General features: G+C 56.2%; 2 protein-coding genes. Both read left to right on the top strand.

Annotated features, from left to right (window positions below):
• Positions 1-298: 298 nt before the first annotated feature.
• Positions 299-2,443, top strand: a complete 2,145-nt coding sequence (locus CAK78_RS09925) for a type I secretion system permease/ATPase (RefSeq protein WP_094697158.1) — start codon at positions 299-301, stop codon at positions 2,441-2,443.
• Positions 2,436-3,797 carry an HlyD family type I secretion periplasmic adaptor subunit gene (locus tag CAK78_RS09920; protein WP_094697157.1) on the top strand — a complete coding sequence of 454 codons (1,362 nt, stop codon included), beginning with the start codon at positions 2,436-2,438 and terminating at the stop codon, positions 3,795-3,797. The genes CAK78_RS09925 and CAK78_RS09920 overlap by 8 nt, the downstream gene beginning before the upstream one ends.
• The last annotated feature ends 27 nt before the right edge of the window (positions 3,798-3,824 follow it).

Genomic DNA, 3,824 nt, shown 5'->3' with positions numbered 1-3,824 from the left:
ATCATTATCAATAAGCTTGTATTATTTCCAATCTGGACGGGATCTATCGGGTATGGCGCCATCCTGTGTCGCGATCAACAGCCTGACCTGGCGTATCCGCTTTGGGCATAATGCCGTTCAGGTCTGTCGATGACATCCAGTGTCAGGTACCTGTGCTTTTAATGTGTATCAGGCTGTTGCTCCTTTTCAGGGGCGCTCTGTTCTTTATGTCACGGGAATGTCTGCGCCAACGACGCCCGTGAGGCTTGAGTATCGGTATGGCGAGACAGTCGGCCCAATCATGCAGTGACAGGATGCTATGCAAGCAGAAACTAACCGTATTGACGAGTTGTTGGAGTGTCTGGTCTTTCTGACCCGCTTTTATGGGGTACCCAACAGCAAGGACGCTCTCACCACCGGCTTGCCACTGGTATTCGGTCTGCTGACCCCCAATCTGTTCGGCCGTGCCGCCGAGCGGGGTGGCTTGTCCGCCCGGGAAGTGATCCAGTCTCTCGAGGACATCTCCCCGCTGTTATTGCCCTGTGTGTTGCAGATGCGCAACGGCGGTGCCTGCATTCTGCTGGAATGGAACGAAGACAGAACCCAGGGCAAGGTAATCTTTCCGCAGGCAGGGGATGCGGCCCAATGGCTGAGTGCAGCCCAGCTGGGTGATGAGTATCTGGGGCGGCTGTTCTTTGTCAAAAAGCAGTTCAAGTTTGATGAGCGTTCACCCAAGGTGCTGGAGACTCGCGATGGTCACTGGTTCTGGAGCACCCTGCTTGAATCCCGCGGCATCTATCGGGACGTTCTGGTCGCCTCCATCCTTATCAACCTGTTTGCCGTCGCCAGCCCTCTGTTCACCATGAACGTCTACGACAAGATAGTACCCAACCTGGCGTTTGATTCGCTCTGGGTGCTGGCGGTCGGTGCCATGGTGGTGTTTACCTTCGACTTCGTGATGCGCCAGCTGCGCAGCTACTTCATCGACATTGCTGGCAAAAAGTCCGATGTGCTGCTCTCTGCCAAGATCTTTGCCAAGGTGATGGGCATGCGGATGGAGTCGCGCCCTGCATCGACCGGTGCCTTTGCCAAACATCTGCAGGAGTTTGAGTCGGTGCGGGAGTTTTTCACTTCCGCGACGGTATCTACCCTCATCGATCTGCCGTTTGCCATCTTCTTCCTGTTCATCATCTGGATCTTTGCCGGCGTCATGGTGGTGGTGCCCATCGTGGCCATGGTGATCCTCATCCTTTACAGCTTCTATATCCAGGCGCCGCTCAAGCAGTCCATCGAAGAGGGATCCCGGCTGGCTTCTCAGAAGAACGCCAACCTGATCGAGAGTATTTCTGGTCTGGAGACAGTGAAGATCTTCGGCGCCGAAAGCATGTTTCAGCATCGCTGGGAGCAGGCCGTCTCCCACATTTCGACCTGGGGCGTGCAGACCCGCCGCATCACCAACTCCATGTCGTCGCTGGCCAGCTACATCCAGCAGGTAGTGACGGTGGCCCTGGTGATTGTCGGGGTTTACCAGATCTCGGAAGGGCTGGTCACCATGGGCGGCATGATTGCCGCCGTCATGCTGTCGAGCCGCGCCATCGCGCCCATGGTACAGCTGTCGGTACTCTCGACCCGCTACAACCAGGCCAAATCTGCATTGGAGATCCTAGAGAAGATCATGGTCACGCCGGGCGAGCAGGAAGAGGGCAAGCAGTACATCCATCATCCGGTCATCTCCGGCCGCATCGAGTTTGACAAGGTGTCGTTCAAGTATCCCGGGATGGAAACCAGCACCCTGCACAATATCAACCTGCGCATCGAACCGGGTGAGAAGGTGGCCATCATTGGCCGGATCGGGGCGGGCAAGACGACGCTCGAGAAGATTTTGATGGGGCTGTATCGGCCAAGCGATGGGTCGGTACGGCTCGATGGTTTTGAACTCGATCAGCTGCCTGCTTCGGTGATCCGCCGCAACATCGGCTGTGTGCCGCAGGACGTGACCCTGTTTTTCGGTTCGGTGCGTGACAACATCATGCTGGGCAATCCGTTGGTGGATGATGTGCGGGTCATGCGAGCGGCCAAGCGGGCCGGGGTGACGAACTTCACCAACCGGGATCCCAATGGGCTGGATAGACAGATAGGGGAAGGGGGCCGTCAGCTCTCCGGTGGCCAGCGTCAAGCCATCTTGCTGGCTAGGGCCCTGCTCAATGATCCTCCCATACTGGTGATGGACGAGCCGACCTCCAACATGGATAACCAGTCGGAGATGCAGGTCAAGCACGAGTTGGCCAGATTGGGGCCGGAAACGACCCTGATAGTCATCACCCACAAAACCACCATGCTTGACGTGGCGTCACGGGTCATCGTGATCGAACAGGGGCAGGTAGTGGCCGATGGGCCCAAGGAAATGGTGTTGCAACAGCTGAAAGAGGGCAAGGTGCGCGTACAGGAGGCCTCCAATGGCTAAGTCCGGCCTGTTCAAGAAAACGCCATCTGATACTGTGTTGCCGGCGCCTGAGCACCTTGAGTTCGTGGATGACGGTGCGGCGGCCGTTCTGCTGAGTACTCCGACCCGGGCGTGCGCTCTGCTGTGGGCCTGTTTCCTGTTTTTCATGAGTGCCATCATCTGGGCGGCCTGGGCCGAGCTCGATGAGGTGACCGTCGGCCAGGGCAAGGTGATCCCGTCGCGCCAACTGCAGGTGATCCAGAACCTGGAGGGGGGGATCGTCAAGGAGATCTTCGTTAAGGAAGGGGATATCGTCGAGAAAGGACAGCCGTTGCTGCGCATCGATGATACCCGTTTCCGTTCCGACTTTCGGGAGCGCGAACAGGAGTTGGTGACTCTCAAAGGTGATGTTGCAAGACTGCGGGCCGAAATGGCCAGCGTTGCGGTGAAAAATGAACCAAATCTGGGGTGGCGTGAACAGGTGGTGGTGATCAATGCACCGATCCAGTTTCCTGAAGGTTATGAAACCGTATTTGCGGAATACGCCAATCGTGAGCGCTCGGTACAAAAGGATCGTCTCGATAACCTGAGAAACCAGCTCTATATCCTGGGTCACCAGATTGAACAAAATGAACAGGAGCTGGTTGAGCTCAATGCCAAGATCCGCACCGTCAGCCGTAGCGTAGAGCTTGCCAAGCAGGAGCTCAACATTAGCCGTCCCCTGGCAAAAGAGGGGATAGTGCCGCAAGTCGAGCTAATCAAACTGGAGCGCCAGGTCAATGAAATGCAAGGCGAGCTGGAGAATAACCAGCTGCTTATTCCCAAGCTTAATGCTGTACTGCGGGAGACCATTTCCAAACGCAATGACATCGCTCTCAAATTCCGAGCGGATTCCCAGACCGAGCTGAACGACAAGCAGGGGAAACTGGGGCAGTTATCGGAAGGGCAGGTGGGATTGCGTGACCGGGTTGACCGCACCAGCGTCATCGCTCCCCTCAAAGGCACCATCAAGAAGCTCAAGATCAATACGCTGGGTGGCGTCGTTCAGCCCGGTATGGATCTGATGGAGATAGTGCCGCTGGAAGACACCCTGCTGGTTGAAGCCAAGGTGTCGCCGAAAGATATCGCATTCCTGCGACCAGGGCTGGAGGCCGTGGTCAAGATCACTGCCTATGACTTCACCATTTATGGTGGATTGCATGGCAAGGTTGAGCAGATAAGTGCCGACTCAATCCAGGATGAAGATGGCAATTCCTTCTACCTGGTTCGGGTGCGCACCGAGAAGAGTTACTTGGGCGATGAGCTTAACGCACTTCCCATCATCCCCGGTATGTTAGCCAGTGCAGATATTATTACTGGTAAAAAAGTGTCCTAGGGAAGGTGCGAACAAGTGGATCGCACC

The sequence above is a fragment of the Aeromonas sp. A35_P genome (assembly GCF_002259925.1).
In the GTDB taxonomy this organism is placed as follows: domain Bacteria; phylum Pseudomonadota; class Gammaproteobacteria; order Enterobacterales; family Aeromonadaceae; genus Aeromonas; species Aeromonas dhakensis.
Note: the sequence above shows the minus strand (reverse complement) of the source record. Positions and strands in the feature narration are given on the sequence as shown.